Here is a 19,424-nt window from a genome sequence, read left to right as displayed (position 1 = left end):
CGCCAATTTTGGAAGGCACAATCGTGACCCAGATTGGTCAGAGCTCAACCGGTGTCACGATCGAGCTTCCGTCGCTGCACAAGACCATCACCCTGGCCTGGGCGGCGCTGACCGACACCGGGCACCGCCGCGAGGTCAACGAGGACAGCCTTCTCTCCGAGCCGCCGATCTTCGCCGTCGCCGACGGCATGGGCGGGCACTCGGCCGGCGACGTCGCCAGTGCCGCGGTCGTCACCCGGCTGGCTGAATTCGCCGGGCGCGACCACCTCGAACCCGACGCGATCAACGGGGCGCTCAGCCTGGCCGTCTCCGACATGGCAACGGGCGAGGGCGTCACCGACCTCGGGACCGGCACGACGGTGACCGGCGCCGCCGTCGCTGTCGTCTCCGGGGCGCCCCAGTGGATCGTCTTCAACATCGGTGATTCACGCGTGTACCAGCTGACCTCCGGTGTTCTCGAACAGGTCACCACCGACCACTCCGTGGTGCAGGAACTCGTCGACGCCGGGCGCATCACTCGCGACGAAGCGGATGTGCACCCCCACGGCAACATCATCACCAGGGCCGTCGGATTCCACGAGCCGCCGGTCCCCGACTACCGGGTGCTCCCGATCCAGCCGGGGATGCGACTGCTGGTCTGTTCAGACGGCCTCACCAAGGAACTCACGGCCTACGGCATCCGGCATTTCCTGATGTCGAACCCGCGGGCCGCCGACGCGGCGAAGTCGCTCGTCGACGCCGCACTCGAGAACGGCGGACGCGACAACGTCACTGTGATCGTGCTCGACGTGATCGATGTCGGCGAGCTCTCACCCTCAGCCGTACCCCCAGAGTTGGGGTAGTTCCTTCCGGCTGTGCGGCTCGACCGTTGCCTAGACTTATCAGACGCTCGATCGTTTTACCCGTTCGACGAGCGTTCACAGCACGCTCGACACGCACCGTTACACGGGGAGGCGAACATGGCTCGACGATTGCCCTCGACGCCCCCGAATCTCCCGGGGTTCTCCTACCTGAGGGTGCTCGGGTCAGGCGGCTTCGCCGACGTGTTCCTGTACGAGCAGAACATGCCCAGGCGCCAGGTCGCCGTCAAGGTGCTGCTGGCCGAAATCGTGAGCGATCATGTGCGCCAGCTGTTCCAGGCCGAAGCCAACCTGATGGCGCAGCTCAGCTCGCACCCGTCGATCCTGACCGTGTTCCAGGCCAGTGTGTCCGCCGACGGACGGCCGTACCTGGTGATGGAGTACTGCTCCTCCACCCTCAGCCAGCGGTATCGGGTCGAAGCCCTGTCGGTGCCCGAGGTCCTGCGGATCGGCATCAAGATCGCCAGCGCGGTGGAGACCGCCCACCAGAGCGGGGTGCTGCACCGCGACCTCAAGCCGTCGAACATCCTGGTCACGGCCTATGGTCATCCGGTCCTGTCCGACTTCGGTATCGCGGCCACCCTCGGCGAGGTGGAGAACTCCGAAGCGATCGGGCTGTCGATACCCTGGTCGGCCCCCGAGGTGCTCCTCGACGAGAGTTCCGGCTCGATCGCCTCCGAGGTGTGGTCGCTCGGTGCGACCCTGTACTCGCTGCTGGCCGGACGGTCCCCGTTCGAGCTGCCGGGCGAGGAGAACAGCTCGGCCCAGATCATGGCCAGGATCAACAAGGCCAGGATCCCGGCCCTTGACCGGGCGGATGTGCCGGCCCGGCTCGAATTCATCCTGGCGAAGACCATGTCCCGGCGCCCGGAGCTGCGGCAGCGCAGCGTGCTCGAGGTCATCCGCGAACTGCAATCGGTGGAGGCGGAACTCGGCCTGCCGCAGACCCCGCTCGAGGTCGTGACGGATGGCTGGGCCATGGACACCGTCGCCGACCAGTCGGACAAGACCCGGATCACCGGCATCAACTCGGTCGACGCTTACGCCGGCCGCCGCCGTCGCCGCCGGCCTGAAGCGGCGAAGAGCCTGGCCCGTTCGGCGACCCGGCCGCCCAGCCTGACCGGCGGCGAGTCCGTGACGACCGCGCAGCGACCCCGGCAGCGAACCCTCACCTTCTGGGCGCTCATCGCGGCAGCGGTGATCATCGTCGGCCTCGCGGCCACCGCAGCGACTTTCCTCGTGCGCCAGGTCGGCTCCGGCATCCCCACGGTCAGCGACGTGTCGGGGGAACTCCGGAACGGCACGGTGCTCTTCAGCTGGGCCGACCCGGGGGTGAGGGACGGTGACAGCTACGTCGTGGCGCTGCGCACCGGGGAGAGCAGCATCCAGCGCGGAACCGAATTCAGCGTCGACCCCAAGGGGCAGCCCCGGGTCTGCGTGACGGTGACCGTCAACCGCGACGGCAAGGGCGGGACGCCCAGTGGGGAGAAGTGCGTCGACACCGCTGGTGACGGCCCATGATCCGCCGGTGGCTCTCCGCCCACCGGTCGCTGTTCACCACGATGCTGAGCGGCACCGTCATCGTGGCGGTCATTGCCACCGTGGCGATTGTCTCGGGCGGCTACACCGCCCAGCGGCTCGATCTCGGCGATGCCGCCGTCTGGGTGACGAACGAGGCACGCCAGGTCGTCGGACGAGCCAACACGGCCGTGTTCGAGCTCAACACCGTTGTCGAAGCCGGCAGCTCCCGGCTCGACGTCGTGCAGCAGGGGGCCACCGTCCTGGTGCTCGACCGGGGGAACAACTCCGTCGACATCGTCGACCCGGCGACGGCGAAGGTCACCGAGAGCGTGGCGCTACCGCCCAAGGCGCCGGGCATCTTCCTCGCCGGCGATCGCGCCGTCGTCGTCTCGAACGGCGACGTCTGGAATCTGGCGGCCGACCGGCTCGCCGCCTTCGACAGTACGGCAGAGCCGGCGCTCTCCTTCGGTGCCGGGTCCGTGGTCAGCATGGACGCCGACGGGATGCTGTACGCCTTCACGCCGGCGACCGGATCCCTGTCGCTCGTCGATCCGGCCCGTCCGGACGCGATCGCCTCCACCGTGACGGTGGCCGCTGGAGCCCCGGAAGACAGCTACCAGCTGACCAGCGTCGCCGGCCAGTGGGCGCTGTTGAACGCGACGACCCTGCGCCTGTTCCTTTCCGGCGGCGAGACCGACCTCTCGCGGGACATCCGAGCCGGCGACGAACCGAAGCTGCAGGAGCCCGGCGTGAACGGCGACCGGGTGCTGGTCGCGCACAATGGTGGGCTCGAGGCGGTTCCCCTGGCCGGCGGCAACCCGTCGACCGTGGTCAGCGGACGATCCGGGCAGGCCGTCGCCCCGGCGTCGGACGACAACTGCTCCTATGCGGCCTGGGGAGACGGCACCGTGTGGCGCGACTGTGCCGGCGACCCGGCGAACGGCAGGACCGAGACCCTCACCGGTCTCGCCGGCGACGCCCGGCTTGCCTTCCGCCGCAACGGCACGGGGATGGTGCTCAACGACGCGCTCAACGGGGCAGCCTGGGCGGTGCAGCGCGGGAACGAGCTCATCGACAACTGGGCCGAGCTGATCGACACCAACCAGGACCAGCAGAGAGTCGTGGAGAACAACGACGACACCCCGCCGGAGTTCGAGAAGGCGCAGGTCCCGCCGGTCGCCGTCGACGACGAGTTCGGGGCGCGGCCGGGGCGAACCGTCATCCTGCCCGTGCTGCTGAACGACTTCGACCCGAACGGCGACGTCCTGGTGATCGACTCGCTCACCACCCTCCCCGCCGAGACGGGGCGACTCGACCTGGTCGGGAACACCCAGCAGGTGCAGTTGACGCTGGCACCGACCGCGACGGGCGCGGTGAGCTTCGGTTACACGATAAATGACGGCCGGGGCGGCAAAGCCTCGGCCACGGTGACGGTCACCATCCGGGGCCCGGAGGAGAACTCGGCCCCGGCGCAGGCGCGCGGCACCCACACGACGGTGAGGTCCGGCGGCCGGGTGACCAGCCAGGTTCTCGGCGACTGGGTCGACCCGGACGGCGATCCGATCTTCCTGACCGAGGCGACCGCCGTGGCGCCGGACCAGATCAGCTTCACCCCGGGCGGCGCCGTCGTCTACACGGATGCCGGCAGCAGCTCCGACGCGAAGTCGATCGGCCTCACCGTGTCCGACGGCCAGGCGAGCGGCACAGGGACGCTGTCGGTGACGGTCCGTCCCTCCGGATCGGTGCCGATCGTCGCCGAAGCCTTCGTCGTGATCGCCACCGCCGGCGCCGAGGTGACGGTGTCCCCGCTCGAGCACGTCCGCGGTGGATCGGCGCCCCTCCGCCTGAGCAGCGTGCCGGCGAAACCGGAGGTGACCATCACCCCCGACTTCGACGGCGGAAGCTTCCGCTTCGCCAGCAGCGCGATCGGAGTGCACGAGATCGAATACGCGGTGACGGACGGCTCGCTCACGGCGACCGGTCGCATCCGCGTCAACGTGTCCGCGGCTCCCGACGCCAACAGCACCCCCATCACCGTTCCGCACACGGCGTTCGTGCGCGGCCAGCAAGCCACCCTCGTGGACGTGCTCGCGACCGACATCGACCCGGCCGGTGGCGTGCTGCTGGTCACCGGCACGATGAACGTGCCGCCCGTGAGCGGGCTGCGTGTCGAGATCCTCGACCAGCGCATCATCCGGGTCACCCTCACGAAGCCCCTCGAGAACGGCTCGGTCGCGTTCGGCTACCGGATCAGCAATGGTCTGGCCGAGGCCGAGGGAACGGTGACGGTGATCGAGATCCCGCCGCCGGCCCGGAAGCAGGCACCCCTCGCCGTTCCGGACACGGTCTCCGTGCGGGTCGGTGACGCCATCGACGTGCCCGTGCTGGCGAATGACGAACATCCCGATGGCGACACCCTCACGCTCGATCCCACCCTCGCCACCGGGCTCCCGGCCGAAGCAGGCCTGCTCTTCGCGTCGGGCACCGTGCTGCGCTACCTCGCCCCGAACACGACCGGCAACTTCACCGCGGTCTACCGGGTGAACGCGCCGGACGGCCAGTTCGCCAACGCCGAGGTGCGCATCTCGGTGCGGGAGGCCGACCCCAACTCGAACAACCCGCCCGTGCCGAAGACGGTGACCGCCCGCGTGCTCGCCGGCGACACGGTACGCATCCCCATCCCGCTGTCGGGAATCGACCCCGACGGCGACTCGGTGCAACTGGTCGGCCAGGAAACCAACCCCGGCAAGGGCTCGGTGACAATCGGAAGCTCCGATTCGATCGATTACACCGCGGGAGACTACTCGGCCGGCACGGACACCTTCACCTACTCGGTCGTCGACGCGCTCGGCGCCCGCGCCGTCGGCACCGTGCGGGTTGGAATCAGCCCGCGGCTGGACGGCGCCCGCAACCCGGTCGCCGCGCCGGATGAGGTCATCGTGCGCCCGGGTTCCACTGTCAGGGTGCGCGTGCTCGGAAACGACTCTGACCCCGACGGAGGCGCCCTGACCATCACCGGGGTCGAACCGACCGGCACCGGCAACTCACGGGGCAAGGCCGTCATCGTCGGCGACGCCGTCTCCGTGCACGCGCCGGCCAGGGAGGGGCGCTACGGATTCATCTACGACATCCAGAACGACCGCGGCGGCTCGAGTTCCACCTTCCTCACCGTTGTCGTGCGGGCGGATGCCCCGCGCTCCCGACCCGACGCCCGGGACACGCACCTGGCGCTCTCCGACGTGCTCGACCGGCGCACCATCGACGTCGACGTGCTGGCCAACGTGTTCTTCGCCGACGGGCCCGCGAGCAGCCTTGAACTGTCCGTCCCGGCCCGCTTCTCGAGCGTCGCCGAGGTGACCGGCAAGCACCGCGTGAGGGTGAGCATCGGGGAGAGCAGCCAGGTCATCCCGTTCGAGGTGGCGAACCCGGACGACACGAGCATTGTGTCCTATGCGTTCGTCTGGGTTCCCGGTTCGAACGACGCCCTGCCGCAACTGCGGAAGGGCATGTCCCCGCTCAAGGTCCAGAGCGAATCGACCCTCACGATCGACATCAACGACTACGTCGTCGCCGTCGGCGGCCGGCGAGTGCGCCTCACCGATCGCAGCCTCGTGCAGGCCACCCGTTCCGACGGGGCCGACCTGGTCTCCTCAGACACTCGTCTCGTGTTCACCAGCAGCGACAAGTACTACGGACCAGCCTCGATCTCCTTCGAGGTGACGGACGGCACCCGGGCAGGCGACCCGGACGGTCGCACGGCGACGATCGTCTTGCCGATCGACGTCACCCCGCGCGAGAACCAGCCGCCCGGCTTCGACGGCGCAGTGCTCGATTTCGAGCCTGACCAGACGAAGGTCATCGACCTGACCCGGCTCACCTCCTACCCGTACCCGAAGGACCAGGCCGAACTGGCCTACACGGTGCTCGAGCCTCGCCCCGTCGGTTTCAGCTATTCCCTTGACGGCCAGCAGCTGACCCTGCACGCCTCGGAGTCGACTCCGACGGGCGGCCGCGGAACGATCACGATCGGCGTGCGTGACGGCATCAACGCCGGCAAGGCCGGCCGGATCGAGATGGGCGTGGTCGCGTCGACCCGGCCCCTGGCCGTGCCCGCCGCCGACGCCGTCATCGCCCCGCGCGGCCAGAGCACCGTCGTCGACGTGCTCGCGAACGACGGCGCGACCAACCCGTTCCCGGCCGTGCCGCTGCGGGTCGTGGCGGTGCGCGGCGTCGACGGCGCCGGGGTTCCCGCGGGAGTGAGCATCACCCCCAGCGCCGACAACAGCCGCCTCACCGTCAAGGTCGCGCCGGAGGCCGCGCCCGCCGACACGAACCTGCAATACCAGGTGGCCGACGCGACCGGCGACCCAGACCGGTTCGCCTGGGGCACGGTGCGCATCTCGGTGCAGGACAAACCCGACCCGGTGTCGAGCCTCCGGGTGACCTCATTCGCCGACCGCCGGATTTCGGTCGCGTTCAACGCGGGAGCGTCGAACAACGCCGCCGTCTCCGGCTTCGAGATCACCCTGACCAGCGCAGCGACGGGCGCCGTCGTCGGCAGCACGCTCTGCCAGGCCACGGCCTGCGAGGTCTTCACCCCCGGCAATGGCCAGGGCAATGCGGTGCGGGTCGCCGTAGCAGCCCGTAACGGGATCGGCCCGTCCGCGGCCACCGTGCTCGCCGACCGGGTCTGGTCCGACGTCGTCCCGCCGGCCCCGGCCGGGCTGACGGCCGAGCCGCTCGACTCCGGGCTGCGCCTGCACTGGAACACGGTCGCCCCGGTCGGCGGAGGCACCGCCATGCGCGGCTACGTCGTGACTGTCGCCGGCACTCCGCAGAGCGAGGTCAGCGCATCCGGGCCGTCCTGCAGCGCGGGCTCCTGCACCATCGACGTCGGCGGCCTCGTCAACGGCACGGATGTCCCCTTCACGGTCAGCGCGCGGAACGACGCCTACCCGGCGCTGTCCACCTGGAACACGGCAACCGGAAACGGGCGGCCGTTCGGCCCGGCCCGGGCCGGCGCGATCACCGCGAACGCGGTCGACTCGAGCGGCTCCGTCACGGTGAGCTGGGACGCCTTCGACGGCCGCGGCGACGGCATCGCGGGTTACTTCGTGCAGCGGGTGAGCGCTGACCAGGTGCCCACCGGTGCCCAGTCCTGCTCGGTGACCACCCCGGCCCCCGGAACGCTGGTCGCCCCGACCCAGGGCGGAATCGTCGCCGAACAGAAGACGGTCGCCGCCGGCACCACCTCTGTCGTCTTCGACAACCTCCTCGCCGACAACGGCCACTACTCGTTCGTCGTCTGGGGCTACAACCGGGCAGGCTGCGCGCCGACCGCGGTGGCGACCGTGCTCGTGCGGCCGGCGCCGGGCGACATCACGTCCGTGAACAGCCCGATGGCGATGAACGGCGACTCCTGGGACCTTCGCATCGACGGCGTGAGCCCCAGCGCCGGCGTCGACCATTACAATATCCGGGCCGTCGACGGTTCGGGCAACCCGATGCCGTGGACCGATGTCACCTTCCCGGCGACGACCTGGCCGCGGGCGCCGCTCGGATTCCGGTTCGGGCAGGTGGTCCGGTTCCAGGTGCAGGCGTGCACGGTCTGGGGTTCCTGCGGCACCTGGTCCGGGACCTACCCTGCTGCGGCGGAGGCATCCGTGAGCTTCACCGTGCAGGGGCTGGTCTACACTCCAGAGACCGGCGTGTTCTCCTGGACGAACGGCCCCGACAACAACGGGCTCGACGCGACCTACGAGTGCCTCGTGCCGGGCGACTCGTCCGTGACCCCGGCGGCCGGCCTGGCGAACACGTGCACCCTGTCGTCGCCGCAGCCGGCCGGCACGGTGCGGCTCACCGTGACGGTGGACGGACACGCTTTCTCCTATGACAAATGAGCCACGCAGAATGAGCCTCGCACCGAGCCTGAGCCCATGCCCGAACGAAAGTGACCACCCCATGACGATGACCGCGGAGCAGGCAACCCAGTTCGCCGAGGTGTTCGACCGACTCGTGACCGGGGTGGAACAGGTGCTGCTCGGCAAGCACCACGTGATCCGGATGTCGTTCACCGCCCTGCTCAGCGGAGGCCACCTGCTGCTCGAGGACGTGCCGGGAACGGGCAAGACCTCCCTCGCCCGCGCCATTGCGCAGAGTGTCCGCGGCTCGAGCAACCGTGTGCAGTTCACCCCCGACCTCCTGCCCGGCGACATCACCGGCGTGAGCATCTACGACCAGCGCAGCGGCGCCTTCGAGTTCCACCGTGGTCCGATCTTCGCCAACATCGTCCTCGCCGACGAGATCAACCGGGCCAGCCCGAAGACCCAGTCGGCCCTGCTCGAAGTCATGGAAGAAGAACAGATCACCGCGGACGGCGTGACGCATCCCGTGGCGGCGCCGTTCATGGTGATCGCCACCCAGAACCCGATCGAGCAGGCGGGCACCTACCGGTTGCCGGAGGCCCAGCTCGACCGGTTCATCATGAAGGCCTCGATCGGCTACCCGGACCATTCCTCGACGGTGCGCATCCTCGAGGGCGCCGGGCTGCGCGCGCACGAAACGGTGGTGCCCCCGATCGTGTCCTCCGAGACCGTCGTCGAGCTCGCGGCCCTCGCCCGCACGGTCTTCGTCGACGCCACCATCAACGACTACGTCGCCCGGCTGATCGACGCCACCCGCACGAGCACCGAGGTGCGGCTGGGCGTGAGCGTGCGCGGAGCCCTCGCCCTCGTCCGCACCGCCAAGACCCTCGCCGCAGCCAACGGCCGTCACTACGTGATCCCCGACGACGTCAAGGAACTCGCGGAAACCGTGCTCGCCCACCGGCTCGTCCTCGACCCCGAGGCCGAATTCGACGGGGTCACGCCGTCCAGCGTGATCGCCCGGATCCTGATCGAGACCCCGCCGCCCAGCGACAGGCTGACTGTGTGAGCCAGGTCAAACTCACCCGCAGCGGTGTGACGCGGGGCCCCGCTGACCTCACCGGTGGCACCGTCCGGACGGATGCCGCACCGGAGGTGCCGCCTGGGGCGCCTGGCCGGGCGGATGCGCCCGTGCGGGACGGCAGGCTGGCCGACGCGATCACCGCCACGGTTCGGGCCTGGCGGGCGCTGGCCGAACTCGGCTCCACCATCGGCGGTTTCGTCGCCTCGGTGGTCACTCCGCTCGGCTGGTGCCTCCTCGTCGTGGTGTTCTGTTCGTTCCTCTTCGGCTACGGCCTCGGCTGGACTGAACTTGTCGCGATCGCCTGGTCCGGTTCCGTCCTGGTCGTGGCGGCGTTCTGCTTCCTGCTCGGGCGCAACGCCTACGAGATCCACCTGTCCCTTCCGGTCGACCGGGTGGTCGTCGGGGCGAAGGTGCCCGGTGAGGTGACGGTGCTGAACCCGACCAGGCAGCGGCTCCCCGGGGTCGCCGTCGAGGTCCCGGTGGGCGCCGGGCTGGCCGAATTCGCCATGCCGGGGCTTGCCCGCGGAGGCAGCTTCGACGACGTCTTCATCGTTCCGGCCACCCGCCGGGGTGTCATCCCGATCGGACCGGTGCGCACCGTGCGCGGCGACCCGGTCGGGTTGCTGCGACGGGAGATCGTCTGGGCCGAGCGCGTCGAACTCTTCGTGCATCCGCGCACCATCCCGATCCCGAGCATGAGCACGGGGTTCATCCGCGACCTCGAAGGCAATCCCACCCGCGACCTGACCAACAGCGACGTGTCCTTCCACGCGCTGCGCGAATACGTGCCCGGTGACGAGCGCCGCAGCATCCACTGGAAGAGTACGGCCAAGACCGGCCGCTACATGGTGCGGCAGTATGAGGAGTCGCGCCGCAGCCACCTGATGGTGGCCCTGAGCCTGGCTGAATCCGATTTCGCGACCGAGGACGAGTTCGAGATGGCGGTCAGCGTGGCCGGGTCGCTCGGCGTGCGGGCCATTCTTGATGCCCGAACGGTGTCGGTCGTGGCCAGCGAGGCGGTTCCGGGCGGCGCCCGGCGGCGGGCATCCATGGTTCGCAGCTTGAGCACGCTCACCCGCACGCGTCTGCTCGACGACCTCAGCCGGGTGGACCTCTCCGGTGCGGCGCTGCCCGTCAGCGAATTGGCCAAGGCGGCGGCCGACAAGGTCGCCGGCATCTCCGTGGCGTTCCTGGTCACGGGGTCGTCCACCAGCCTGACCGAACTGCGCGCCGCCGCACATCGTTTCCCGGCCGGGGTCGAGGTGGTCGCCGTGGTCTGCGACCCGGAGAACATCCCCAGCCTCCGGCGGGTTGCCGAGCTCAGCGTGCTCACCATCGGCTTCCTGGACGACCTGCAGCACAGCCTGGCCAGGGCGGCCGCCGTATGAGCGCGCGCAGGGAAGCCAGGCTGGCCCGCCGGCCGCGCACCGACTGGGGCTTCATCCTCGGCAACACCCTCGGCCTGATGACGGCCACCTTCGTCGCAGCGACCTCGCTCTGGCCGATCTACCGGAGCACCGAGTTCGTCGTGCTCGTCGTCGTCGCATTCGCCCTGGGTGCGCTCGTCGCCGTGCCCGGCGCGATCTTCCGCTGGCCGGCGTGGGTCGTCGGCCTCGCGACGATCGCCGTCTTCCTGCTGGCCGGGGTGCCCCTGGCCATCCCCGGCGAGGCGATCAACCGGGTCCTTCCGTCCGGGCAGGGCCTTCTCGACCTGATCCTGGCCACGGCCCTCAGCTGGAAGCAACTCGTCACGATCGTGCTGCCGGTCGGCTCCTACCAGGCGCTGCTCGTGCCGGCGCTGATCCTGGTGCTGCTCAGCACCGTTGCCGGGCTGTCGATTGCGCTTCGCACCCGGATCAGCGAACTCGCGGCACTCCCGCCCGCGGTGCTCTTCATCGCCGGGATCGGACTGGGGCCGACGAGGGCGGCCACCCCGATCGAATCCGCCCTCGGGCTCTTCGTGGTGCTGCTTTTCTGGCTGCTGTGGCTGCGCTGGGTGCGCCGGCACGCCATCGTGCGCCTCGTCGCCCAGCAATCCCGCCGGACGATCGAGTCGGCCGCCGACCGCCGCCTCGGCGCGGCCAGGGGACTGGTCAGCGCCGCCCTGGTCATCGCCGTGGCCATCGCGGCAGGCACGGTCGCGGCGATCGCGCTCCCGGCGAGTGTTCCCCGCGACGTGCTGCGTGCGCGGGTGCAGCAACCGTTCGATCCACGGTCCTACCCCAGCCCCCTCAGCGCATTCCGCGGCTACCTGGAGCCGGGCGCCGCCGACGAGGCCCTGCTCGAGGTGAGCGGTCTCCCCACGGGAGGGCGCATTCGCATCGCGGCCCTCGACAGCTACGACGGCATCGTCTACTCGGTGGGCAGCGCCGCGGCCGCCAGCGCATCCGGCTCCTTCACGAGGCTGCCCGACCGGCTCGACCAGTCGGAAGCCGGCGGGGAACAGGTCAGCCTGGCGGTGACCGTCGACGGTTACAGCGGAGTCTGGGTTCCCGGCGCCGGAGCGCTCGAACGAATCACCTTCTCCGGGCCGACGGCGGTCGCCCGCTCGGACTCGTTCTTCTACAACGACAACAGCGGCACCGCCGCTGTGCTGACCGGACTGACCAGGGGAGACCGGTACACGAGCGTCGCCGTGATGCCGCGGGAACCGGCCACCCTGGCCGCCCTGCAACCGGGCGCGGCCATTCTGCCGGCCGTCGACGTGGTCCCCGACGATCTGGACCAGGTCCTCGCCCGCTACGTGCGGCCCGGGGACCCGCCGGGCGTCCAGCTCCAGGCGATGCTGGACGGCCTGAAGACGGATGGCTACATCAGCCACGGGGTCGGCGCCGGCGAGCCGGTGAGCCGCTCGGGCCACGGTGCAGACCGGATCAGCCAGCTGTTCACCGACCAGCCCATGCTGGGCGACGCCGAGCAGTACTCCGTGGCGGCCGCTCTCCTTGCACGGAGGCTGGGATTCCCGGCCAGGGTCGTGGTCGGGTTCGTACCCGCGGCTTCCGGCGGGTCCGGTTCCGTGACCGTCACCGGCTCCGACATCTCGGCCTGGATCGAAGTGCAGTCGGCCGACGGGCGGTGGGTCACCATCGACCCGAATCCGGCAGTGCGCGACATCCCCGCGAAGCAGCCGGACAAGCCCGCGGTGGTGTCCCGCCCCCAGTCGGTGGTACCCCCCGCCGTCCCCGACACCGCGGAACAGCGCGATGCGGCACCGCCGGAAAGAACCATCGACGACCCCCCGGCGGGCCTCGACCCGCTGCTCGCCTTCCTCCTCGCCGCCGCCACGGTGTTCGGCTGGACCCTGCTCGGACTCGCGCTCCTGGCCGCGCCGTTCCTGCTCATCATCGCCGCCAAGGCCAGGCGGCGGAGGCTCCGCCGAACCCTTCCGGCGCCGCTGGACCGGATCCGCGGCGGCTGGCGTGAATTCGCCGACGCTGCCCTGGACTACGGCATCGACGTGCCCGCCGGCGCAACCAGGATCGAGGTAGCCGAGACCGTGGGCGGCCCCGCGCCGATGGCCTTCGCCTCGGTCGTCGACCGGGCGGTGTTCGCACCCGACCGGCCTGGCACGATCGAGGCAGACACGGTGTGGGCGTCGGTCGCTCAGTTGCGTGCCGGGTTGTCGGCCGGGAAGACGCGCCGGATGAGGCTCGCGGCGCTCGTCTCGCTCCGGTCGCTGGGTCGCTACGCTGGAGGGACAACCGTTCTTCGGGCGGTACGGGGCAAGGGAGGATCGGCGACGTGAACTGCCTGATCTGCGGTGCCGCCCTACCGGCCGGCGCCATGTTCTGCGGCGAGTGCGGCAGCTCGAGCACCGCCACGCCGAAGTCCCGCAAACGCCCCGACCCGCGCCCCAGCGACACCACGATCATCCAGCCGCTTCCGCGCCAGCCGGTGGTCATCTCGATTCCGCTCGGCTCCGACGGCCGGGCGCAGCTTCTGCCCGCCGCAGCACCGGGGGCCGCACGGCAAGCTGAGGCCACCCCGAAGCAGGATGCCGTGCCCCCGGCGCCGGTCGCGGCCGTCATTCTCGCTGCCCCGGCGCCTCCCGCCCCGCAGCCTCCCGCACCCCAGCCTCCGGTGCTGCAGCCTCCGGTGCTCCAGACTCCTGTCGCGGCACCGCGCACGTCGCTCTTCGTCCTTCAGTTCAGCACGGGCGAGACGGTCTCCGCCCAGGGCACCGGGCTCGTCGGCCGGCGGCCCCTACCGCAACCGACCGAGCATTTCGACACCCTGGTGCAGGTCAACGACCTGGGCATGTCCGTGTCGAAGAGCCACCTCGAATTCGGGCAGCATGACGGCGAATTCTGGGTCAGCGACCGATTCTCGGGCAATGGCACCATCATCCGGCGTCCCGACTCGACGTCGGTGCGGTGCGAGCCCGGCCGGCGTTACCTCGTGCCGCGTGGGTCGCGGGTCGAGATCGGCGACCAGTTCTTCATGGTCAACTAGCGGTTCTCCTCCCCACCAGGGCCCCGCCGCGGTCCTGCCCGGATGACTGCCCGGCGTCCCGGCGCGGGCGCTCGCGTGGTCTCCTTGACAGGTGTTCCGGCCAGACGACCCACTGATCCTGCCGGCGCGGCCGGTCGACCCGCCCGCGCCCGGGTTTCCGCTGATCGCCAGCGCCGCCCCGGTCGTGGTGGCCGTCGCGATCTGGATGTTCACCGGCTCGGCCTTCGTGCTCCTCTTCGCCGTCCTCGGCCCCGTCATCGCCGTGGGCAGCATGGTCGACGGCCGGCGCACCCGGCGCCGCACCCGGATCCGAGCGGACGGAACCCACCGGGCCGCCCTGGCGGCGCTCCGCGCAAAAGTCGAACAGCGCCGGACCGGCCTGGTCCAGGCGGCCTGGGGTCGCACCCCGTCGGCCGCCGGCATCCTCCAGGATCCCATCGGCACCGTGCACTGGAGCGCCAGGCCGGCCGCGCCGGTGCTGGTGAGCCTGGGCAGCGGCGACGTGCCCAGCGGGCTGCGGCTGGAGGGTGCCGACGCCGACGACGAACCGGGAATCCGCGCGCTGGCGGCCACGCTGGCCGGCGCGCCGATCACCGCGGACCTGGACGGCGGCATAGGTATCGTGGCGGCACCGGCACTGGGCCGGGCGATGGCGAGGGGGCTGCTGGTGCAGGCGGCCGCAGCGCTGCCCCCTGGCCCGGTCGGCCTCGCCGTGCTGCCGCCCGGCCACTGGGCTTGGGCGACGTCCCTCCCGCACGCGGCCGCCCGGTCGCCGGACCGGCTGATCACGGTGGGTGACAGCGAAACGCCCGCCCGGGTCCCGACCGGATCCCGGCCGTTCATCGCGCTGGCCCGATGCCTGGAGGAACTCCCCACCGGCTGCGACACCATCGTGCGTGTGCACGGGCCGACGCGCGCCGAAATCGTGCGGTCACCGGTGCATCCCGCCGGATTCCGCTTCCGCCCGGAACTGGTGACCCGCGACCAGGCCGGCGGCTTCGCCGTGCGGCTGGGCGAGAGAGCTCGCGCGGCCGGGCTGATCGGCCGGTACGGTCCCGTTCCCGCCTCGGTGACCCTGGCGGAGCTGGCCGAACCCGACCCGGCGGTCGACCTGCCGCCGTCGCCGGGGACCCCGGCAGGATCGGCACACCTGCCGGGCCTTGCCGGCGTGATCGGGATCGGCGAAGAAGGCAGGGTGACGCTGGACCTCGTCGCGGCCGGCCCGCACGCCGTCGTCGGGGGCACTACGGGCAGCGGCAAGAGCGAACTTCTGGTGACCTGGGTCGCGGCGATGGCCGCGGCCCACCCGCATGATGCGGTGACCTTCCTCCTGATCGATTTCAAGGGCGGCGCCGCGTTCCATCCCCTGGTCGCCCTGCCCCACTGCGTCGGTCTCATCACCGACCTGGACGGGCGGCAGGCCGCCCGCGCCCTGGCCAGCCTCGCCGCGGAACTGCGGCACCGGGAGCGGGCCATGCGCGCCGCCGGCACCCGCGACATCACCGAACTCAACGGCGCAGGGTCCCGGTCGAATCCGCTCCCGCGCCTCGTGATCGTGGTGGACGAATTCGCAACCATGCTCACGGCCTTCCCCGAGCTGCACGCGCTCTTCGTCGATATCGCGGCGCGCGGTCGCTCGCTCGGGGTGCACCTGATCCTCTGCACGCAACGCCCCAACGGCGTCGTGCGCGACGCCCTGCTCGCGAACTGCAACCTGAGAGTCTCCCTGCGGGTGAACAACCGCGCTGACAGTCAGGCCGTGCTGGGAACGGATGCCGCTGCCGCGCTCCCGGCCTCCGTGCCCGGGCGCTGTCTCATCTCCGCGCTCCAGGGAGACGCCCAGCTCTGCCAGGTGGCCACGACCACCGAAGCGGACCTCCGGGCGATCGTCGGTCGGGGCGCTGAGAATCGCAGCGGTGAGAAGCCGAACCCGCGCCGGCCCTGGCTCGACCCGCTGCCCCGCCGGGTGACGCGGAACGACCTGGCCCGCGTCGAGACGGCGGCCCCGGCCACGGGCCGGGAACCAGGGCGACCGGCGGGACCGGCGACCGGCGTCCTCCTCGGGCTGCTCGACGAACCGGAGCACCAGCGCTACCGGGTCGCCCGCTACGACCCGGAGCGCGACGGCCACCTCCTCGTCGTCGGTGCCGGGCGCGCCGGCAAGAGCACCGTGCTGGCATCCGTCGCAGCCCAGCATTCCGGCACGGCCACGGTCCTGGATCCCCGGCCCGACGTCGAATCGGTCTGGGACACCCTCGCCGAGGCACGGGCCTGGCTCGACGCCGGCTCCCGGGAGGCACGGCTCATCCTGCTGGACGACTTCGATTCCGTGTACGCCCGGTGGGGCGACGAACACCGGGCGGCCGCGCTCGAACTACTCACCGGTCTGCTCCGCGACGGGCCGGCCGCCGGGCTGGTCGTCGTGGTCGCCGTGCAACACCTTTCCGGCGCCCTGCAGACGCTGCCGGCGTTCTGTCAGAGCCGGCTGGTGCTGCGAATGCCGGATGCCGGCACGCACCTCGCCGCCGGAGCGGATCCCGCCCTGTTCGATGCGGCCCTGCCCCCGGGCGGCGGCTGCTGGAACGGATCACGCATCCAATTGCTCCAGCCCGAGCCTTCCTCCGACGGCCGGGGCCCCGAGCCCGCCGCGGGGGAGGCCGCCGCGGGGGATGTCGCAGTGGGGGACACCCTCGCCGGGCACCGCTCACTGCTCGTCGTGGCGGCCTCGCCGGCGCGCACCATCGCGGCCCTCTCCTCCACCCGTGCGGGAGAGATCATCGACCTCTCCGCCAGCGCAAACGCGGAGGCCGGACGGCTCAGGGTGCTGGCCGACGACGGCGCCGTCCTGGTCGGCGACACCGACACCTGGCAGGCCCGGTGGTCGCTGCTCGGACTGCTGCGCCCGCACATGGCGATCGTGTTCGACGGCTGCAGCCTGGCTGATTTCCGCGCCATCAGTCGACGCCGGGACCTGCCGCCGCCGCTCGCGCCCGGCCGGTGCCGGGTCTGGGTGCTGTGCCCCGACGGCGCCGTCGTGCGCGGGACGCTCCCGGCGCCCGGCTGACCGGTGCCGGACTCAGGCGAGGACGTCGGCGATCTCGGCCAGCGGAAGACCGTGGGCGGTCGCGACCGGGGCACTGGTGACCAGGCCCCCGGCCGTGGACAGGCCGAGCGCGAGCGCGGCATCCGCCCGCAGGGCGTCCTTCCAGCCCCGGTTGGCGAGCAGCCGAACGTACGGCAGCGTGGCGTTGGTGAGGGCGAACGTCGACGTGTTCGGCACGGCGCCCGGCATATTCGCGACGCAGTAGAACAGCGACCGGTGCACGACGAACGTCGGGTCGGCGTGGGTTGTCGGATGCGAGTCCGCGAAACAGCCTCCCTGGTCGACCGCGATGTCCACGAGCACACTTCCCGGCTTCATCCGGGACACCAGCTCATTGCTGACCAGCTTGGGGGCCCGGGCGCCCGGGATCAGCACCGACCCGATGACCAGGTCGGACTCGACCAGGGCGCGGTCGATCTCGTAGCTGTTGGAGGCGATCGTCTGCACCCGGCCGTAGTGCAGGGCGTCGAGCTCCCGCAGCCGGAACAGGTTGGTGTCGAGCACGGTCACCTGCGCGCCGAGCCCCAGGGAGACCTGCATCGCCGCCGTGCCGGCCACGCCGCCGCCGAGAACGGTGACCCGGGCGGGGTGGGTGCCGGGAACACCCGGGACCAGGAGACCGGGCCCGCCGTTCGGCTTGAGCATAGCGTTGGCGCCGACGATCGGCGCCAGGCGACCGGCGACCTCGCTCATCGGCGCCAGCAACGGAAGCGCGCGGGAGGGAAGCTGAACAGTCTCATAGGCGATGGCGGTGACACCGCTCTGGAGCAGGGCATGGGTCAGGGCAGGCTCCGCGGCGAGGTGGAGGTAGGTGAACAACAGAAGGTCGGGCCGGAAGAAGCCGTACTCGCTGTCGATCGGCTCCTTCACCTTGAGCAGCAGCTCCGCCTCCGCCCAGGTGGATGCCGCATCGGGCATGATCCTGGCGCCGGCCACGGCATATGCCTCGTCGGTGATCGACGAGCCGGCCCCGGCGCCGGTCTCGATCAGCACCTCGTGGCCCTGGGCCACCAGGTCGTGCACGCCCGCCGGTGTGATCGCGACCCTGAACTCGTTGTTCTTGACCTCTGACGGGATTGCGACCTTCATGGCGCTCCTTCGACGGGCAGGCGGCCGTTCCGCCCCTGGACGCGATTCTAGCGGGACGTCACCACCGTTTTCGAGTGCGGATGACTCCATCGAGCACGGATTTCGTGAGTATAGGCATCCACGATTAACGATTTGGCCACTCTTCGGTGTCAAAACCGCTCTGCTGTGCGAGTATCTACCCACCCGCAATGTTGCGCGTGAGAGTTCACCCGCTGAAAGACGCAAGGAGACCCCACAGATGAAGCCCAGGCCGTTGCCCGCAGACCCGATGATCCAGCAGCTCATTCGTCAGGCCCAGCGTGCACAGCTGGGTCGCCGCACTCTCCTCACCGGCGCGGGTGCGGGGGCGGCCGCGCTGGCCCTTGCCGCGTGTTCGACCGGGGGTGCCGCCAAGCCGAAGGCCGCAGCAGACAAGTCCGCCGCGGAGAAGAGCATCCGCTGGGACAACTGGGCGCTCTACATCGATGTGGATGATGCCGGGAATTACCCGACGCTCGACGCGTTCACGAAGAAGACCGGGATCAAGGTCAAATACACCGAGGCCGTCGACGACAACAACACCTACTACGGCAAGGTGAAGGACCAGCTGGCGCTCGGCAGGGACATCGGCGCCGACACCGTCTGCCTGACCGACTGGATGGTGGGCCGGCTGATCCGGTTCGGCTACACCCAGGAACTCGACCACGCCAACATCCCGAACCTCGCCAACCTGCAGCCGTCCTTGAAGGACGTCGGCTTCGACAAGGGCCGAAAGATGTCGGTGCCGTGGCAGGGCGGCTTCGCCGGCATCTGCTGGAACAAGGAGAAGCTCCCCAACGGGATCGCCTCGGTCGAGGAACTCTGGGACCCGAAGCTCAAGGGCCGGATCGGCGTGCTGTCGGAGATGCGCGACACCATGGGCCTGATCATGCTGGACGCGGGCGTGGACATCTCCGGCGACTGGGGCGACGACGAGTTCAACGCCGCGATCGACGTGCTCAAGAAGCAGGTCTCCGACGGCCAGGTGCGCAACATCAAGGGCAACTCCTACAAGGAGGACTTGATCAACGAGGACACCCTCGCGGCGATCGTCTGGTCGGGTGACATCGTGCAGCTCAACGCCGAGAACGGCGACAAGTGGGACTTCGTCGTGCCGGAGAAGGGCGGCACCCTGTGGAACGACAACTTCGTCGTGCCGATCGGTTCGACCCATAAGAAGAACGTCGAAGAACTGATCAACTACTACTACGACCCGGCCGTCGCGGCCGAGGTCGCGGCCTACGTGAACTACATCACGCCGGTCGTCGGGGCCAAGGAAGCGGCCATGGCGATCGACCCGGAACTCGCGAACAACCAGCTCATCTTCCCCGACGACGCCACCCTGGCCAAGGCGCACGTCTTCCGCACCCTGACCGGGGCGGAAGAACAGAAGTACGACGCGGCGTTCCAGAGCATCCTTCTCGGGTCCTGAG

At 70.4% G+C, this 19,424-nt stretch carries 11 protein-coding genes; 10 read left to right on the top strand and 1 reads right to left on the bottom strand.

Annotated features, from left to right (window positions below):
• The first annotated feature begins 23 nt into the window (after window positions 1–23).
• The 9 genes from IWX89_RS06805 to IWX89_RS06770 all read left to right on the top strand — a co-directional run bounded on the left by IWX89_RS06805 (window position 24) and on the right by IWX89_RS06770 (window position 16,845).
• A complete protein-coding gene (locus IWX89_RS06805; protein WP_196902793.1) occupies window positions 24–842 on the top strand; it encodes a PP2C family serine/threonine-protein phosphatase in 819 nt (272 codons plus the stop codon).
• A gap of 117 nt (window positions 843–959) precedes the next feature.
• The gene (locus IWX89_RS06800) at window positions 960–2,381 is read left to right on the top strand and encodes a serine/threonine-protein kinase (RefSeq protein ID WP_196902792.1); all 1,422 of its coding nucleotides are present in this window, start codon (window positions 960–962) and stop codon (window positions 2,379–2,381) included.
• Window positions 2,378–8,281, top strand: a complete 5,904-nt coding sequence (locus IWX89_RS06795) for an Ig-like domain-containing protein (RefSeq protein WP_196902791.1) — start codon at window positions 2,378–2,380, stop codon at window positions 8,279–8,281. Before IWX89_RS06800 ends, IWX89_RS06795 begins: the two co-directional genes overlap by 4 nt.
• A 61-nt stretch (window positions 8,282–8,342) precedes the next feature.
• A complete protein-coding gene (locus IWX89_RS06790; protein ID WP_196902790.1) occupies window positions 8,343–9,314 on the top strand; it encodes a MoxR family ATPase in 972 nt (323 codons plus the stop codon).
• Entirely contained in the window at window positions 9,311–10,717 is a 1,407-nt protein-coding gene (locus IWX89_RS06785; protein ID WP_307836455.1) for a DUF58 domain-containing protein, read from the top strand. The genes IWX89_RS06790 and IWX89_RS06785 overlap by 4 nt, the downstream gene beginning before the upstream one ends.
• Window positions 10,714–13,074: a transglutaminase family protein gene (locus IWX89_RS06780; RefSeq protein WP_196902789.1), complete on the top strand. Its 2,361-nt coding sequence runs from the start codon at window positions 10,714–10,716 to the stop codon at window positions 13,072–13,074. The genes IWX89_RS06785 and IWX89_RS06780 overlap by 4 nt, the downstream gene beginning before the upstream one ends.
• Window positions 13,071–13,781 carry an FHA domain-containing protein gene (locus IWX89_RS06775; protein WP_196902788.1) on the top strand — a complete coding sequence of 237 codons (711 nt, stop codon included), beginning with the start codon at window positions 13,071–13,073 and terminating at the stop codon, window positions 13,779–13,781. The genes IWX89_RS06780 and IWX89_RS06775 overlap by 4 nt, the downstream gene beginning before the upstream one ends.
• 527 nt (window positions 13,782–14,308) lie before the next feature.
• On the top strand, window positions 14,309–14,398 hold the full coding sequence (locus tag IWX89_RS19080) for a hypothetical protein (RefSeq protein ID WP_374220495.1): 90 nt from the start codon (window positions 14,309–14,311) through the stop codon (window positions 14,396–14,398).
• Window positions 14,399–14,430: 32 nt separating this feature from the next.
• A complete protein-coding gene (locus IWX89_RS06770) occupies window positions 14,431–16,845 on the top strand; it encodes an FtsK/SpoIIIE domain-containing protein (protein ID WP_231383014.1) in 2,415 nt (804 codons plus the stop codon).
• 12 nt (window positions 16,846–16,857) lie between these two features.
• Here IWX89_RS06770 and ald read toward each other — a convergent pair whose 3' ends face one another.
• A complete protein-coding gene (gene ald / locus IWX89_RS06765; protein ID WP_196902786.1) occupies window positions 16,858–17,973 on the bottom strand; it encodes an alanine dehydrogenase in 1,116 nt (371 codons plus the stop codon).
• A 238-nt stretch (window positions 17,974–18,211) separates the two neighbouring features.
• On the opposite strand from ald, the gene IWX89_RS06760 reads away from it, so the two are divergent.
• The gene (locus IWX89_RS06760; RefSeq protein WP_196902785.1) at window positions 18,212–19,423 is read left to right on the top strand and encodes a spermidine/putrescine ABC transporter substrate-binding protein; all 1,212 of its coding nucleotides are present in this window, start codon (window positions 18,212–18,214) and stop codon (window positions 19,421–19,423) included.
• Window position 19,424 lies beyond the last annotated feature (1 nt).

The sequence above is a fragment of the Cryobacterium sp. MP_M3 genome (assembly GCF_015752155.1).
Classification (GTDB): Bacteria; Actinomycetota; Actinomycetes; order Actinomycetales; family Microbacteriaceae; genus Cryobacterium.
Note: the sequence above shows the minus strand (reverse complement) of the source record. Positions and strands in the feature narration are given on the sequence as shown.